This is a genomic window from Pseudomonas sp. PGPR N4 (assembly GCF_059693665.1).
Genome location: NZ_JCAUKV010000011.1, coordinates 1 through 3183, shown reverse-complemented (window position 1 = coordinate 3183; position 3183 = coordinate 1). Strand labels below are relative to the sequence as shown.

Sequence of the window (3183 nt, the reverse complement as noted above, 5' to 3'; positions counted from 1 at the left end):
CACATAGTCAGCGTGACCTGGGCAGTCGACGTGAGCGTAGTGACGGATCTTCGAGTTGTACTCGACGTGCGCGGTGTTGATGGTGATACCACGCGCTTTCTCTTCTGGAGCACTGTCGATCTTGTCGAAGTCGACGACCGCCGAACCGAACACCTCGGAGCAGACGCGAGTCAGAGCTGCGGTCAGAGTGGTTTTACCATGGTCAACGTGGCCGATAGTGCCAACGTTTACGTGTGGTAGGGAACGATCAAACTTTTCCTTAGCCATCGAACAGTCCTCCGCAGAAGAAAATAGTCACTACTACCGATAAAACAAAGGCAGATATTTTCATATCTGCCTTGTTATATGGAGCTCTTGAGCGGACTTGAACCGCTGACCTCACCCTTACCAAGGGTGTGCTCTACCAACTGAGCTACAAGAGCGAAACAATGTGCAACAACAGCAAACTTGGAGCGGGTAGCGGGAATCGAACCCGCATCATCAGCTTGGAAGGCTGAGGTTCTACCACTAAACTATACCCGCGGAGCTTGCAGCTCTCGCTAAAATGGTGGAGGGGGAAGGATTCGAACCTTCGAAGTCGAAGACGGCAGATTTACAGTCTGCTCCCTTTGGCCGCTCGGGAACCCCTCCTGAGCGTGGGCGGCATTTTCAGCTTTTGCCGTCCTGCTGTCAAGCTTTTTTTCAATTAAATCTTGAAGTTAGCTACTTTGACAACAGCTTCCGGTCCTACCACCTGAGTGGTGTTCCCTGCGAAGCGGGCGCCATTCTATCAAGCTATTCAGCAGTTGCAATACCCCCGCAGAAAATAATTTTGCGTTTTAAGTCTTTGAAATCCTTGGAAAGACTCTCGACCATTGATTGGTCCAGCAAACGCTCGCCTTCAACTGCAACCTTTAGCCACTGACCGTCAGCTCCCGGCAGCTGGCCAGCCACGAGCTGCGTGTCAATGTCCAGGCTCAGCAGCCGCTGGCGCAGTGCATCGATCTGCTCCTTGCTGGGCAGGCCACCCACTACCAGGCATTCATCGCGGCGGCGCGGCGGCGCCGCAGCACCCGTCTCGCGCAGCAGGCGGATCTCCTGCTGATTACCTTTATAAAGAGAGAGCGGCGCGACCTCTTTGACTCTCAACGGCGCCTCCTGCTGATGCCACACGTAAAAAACGACGTTAAGCACCAACAGCAACAGAAACAACCAACGCATAGGCACCTCAATCCAGTGGACAAGCCATGGCCAAGCCGACAAATACCAGATCCGGCACAATTCGCGCCTGCGGAGCCGCATCGCGAACAAGCGGCGCATCACCACCCGTGAGGAATACGCTAAAGCTATCGCCCCACAACGCCCGCGCCTGCTCGATCTGGGTTCGAGCAAACCCTTGCAGCATGAGCACGCAACCGCGCTCGACCGCTTCGACTGTAGAACGGCCGGGGGCGAGCGTGCTCAGCGCCCGCTCCGCCGAGGCATCGTCATAACGAATGCGCCGGGTATGCGTGCGCAACTGGCTACGCATCAGCGGCATCCCTGGGCAGATGTAGCCACCAAGATGCTCGCCATCTGCAGCAACGAAGTCAGCCTTCGCTGCGGTCCCTAGATCGATCACCAGGCATGCGCCTTTGGCCAGGTGATAAGCACCCAACACGGCCAACCAGCGATCCATGCCCAGCCGCTGGTAATCTTCATAGCCATTGCGCACACCGGCCATAGCCTGCGCTGGCAAGGCTACCCGGGCATCTATGGCAAACTCGGCAAACAGAACGGCGCGAAGCGCCGCGGTTTCTTCTTCACTGCGCACGCTGACGATTCGGCAGCCTTGCAGGTGCAACGAAGGCAAGCCCAGCACGGCGACAAGCAGGGCCTGATCCGAGTCGACAATCCCACCGCCAACAATAGTGGCGTCACTGGCATGAATGACGCGCCACTTGATAAAGCTGTTACCGCAATCGAGCTCAAGAATCATCACGCAACCTCAGGCTGAGCTCACCACCGCTGAAGCTCTTTTCCACACCGTCAACCTCAAGCCGCAAGCCACCCTGCCCATCTACCCCACGGACGATGCCATGGGTATGGCTGGTACCAGCGATCAGCGCGACTTTGCGCCCCTGCCAGACATGCGCCTGCTCCCATTCTTCCTGGAACGCGGCAAAGCCATAACGACGATGGCGAGCCAACTCATGCTGCAGCTGCACATTGAGGCGCGCGACCAGCAGATTGCGATCGATCGGCGCGCCGGCTTCACGCTTCATTGACGTCCATTGCTGATCGACCTGGTCGTTGGTCTGCATGTTGACGTTGATCCCGACACCTATCACCACATGGCAGACATCAGCCGGGTCGCCCACCAGCTCAAGCAGGATGCCAGCGATCTTTTGCTCGGCAACCAGCACGTCATTGGGCCATTTCAGGCCAGCCTGCTCTACCCCAAACCCGTGTAACGCGCGCATGACGGCCAACCCTACGACCAGGCTCAGGCCTTCTAGCTGACGCATGCCGCCTTCGATCCGGAGCACCAGGCTGTAATACAGGTTTTCGGCAAATGGGCTGACCCACTGCCGGCCGCGCCTGCCCCGACCAGCACTTTGCCGCTCGGCCAGCACCACAAAGGGGGCGGCCTGGCCCTGCCCTACTGCTCTAAGGGCCTCGGCATTGGTCGAGTCGATAGCGTCATGGATGTACAGCGGCCACAGTTCACCTTCGGATTGCGCAGCGATGACGCCGGCATCAAGCAGTGCCAACGGCGCTGCCAACTGGTAGCCGCGACCGCGTACCTTGTGGATAGACAGATTCAATTCGGATTCCAGATGCTGCAGCTGCTTCCAGACGGCGCTGCGGCTCACTCCGAGAGCTTCCCCGAGTGCCTGCCCGGAATGAAACCGGCCATCCTTGAGGAGATTCAACAACTTCAGCATGCCAGTCTCGACTTTGAATAAGGCTGGAATGATAGCCATGGCCTGCTGGCTTGCATAGGAAAAGGCGACCCAGGGCCTAGCTATAGAGCGAAATGTTCGCGGCGCCCTGGAAGTGCCAGGCAGTCAGATGGAGAGCTAGTGCCGCTTTGCGACCCCAGATTTCCGGATCGCGGAAAAGACAAAACCCCTACCTGCTCGCGCAGATAGGGGTTTTGCGAAATGAATCTTGACGATGACCTACTCTCACATGGGGAGACCCCACACTACCATCGGCGAT

At 57.6% G+C, this 3183-nt stretch carries 4 protein-coding genes and 3 tRNA genes; all 7 read right to left on the bottom strand.

All coding sequences use genetic code 11. From position 1 onward, the window contains the following. Window positions 1-267: GTP-binding protein (locus AC58X1_RS24670; protein WP_497429614.1), on the bottom strand; the 267-nt coding region annotated here is incomplete at its 3' end. Between the two features lie 79 nt (window positions 268-346). Continuing rightward, window positions 347-422 (bottom strand) — tRNA-Thr (locus tag AC58X1_RS24665). Between the two features lie 26 nt (window positions 423-448). Beyond that, a tRNA-Gly gene (locus AC58X1_RS24660) sits at window positions 449-522 on the bottom strand. 23 nt (window positions 523-545) lie between these two features. Next, window positions 546-630 (bottom strand) — tRNA-Tyr (locus tag AC58X1_RS24655). 144 nt (window positions 631-774) lie between these two features. After that, on the bottom strand, window positions 775-1200 hold the full coding sequence (locus AC58X1_RS24650; protein ID WP_497429616.1) for a hypothetical protein: 426 nt from the start codon (window positions 1198-1200) through the stop codon (window positions 775-777). A gap of 7 nt (window positions 1201-1207) precedes the next feature. Continuing rightward, complete coding sequence (locus tag AC58X1_RS24645; RefSeq protein WP_497429615.1) at window positions 1208-1957, bottom strand: pantothenate kinase; 750 nt, start codon at window positions 1955-1957, stop codon at window positions 1208-1210. Continuing rightward, on the bottom strand, window positions 1947-2906 hold the full coding sequence (gene birA / locus AC58X1_RS24640; RefSeq protein WP_150571018.1) for a bifunctional biotin--[acetyl-CoA-carboxylase] ligase/biotin operon repressor BirA: 960 nt from the start codon (window positions 2904-2906) through the stop codon (window positions 1947-1949). The genes AC58X1_RS24645 and birA overlap by 11 nt, the downstream gene beginning before the upstream one ends. Between the last annotated feature and the right edge of the window lie 277 nt (window positions 2907-3183).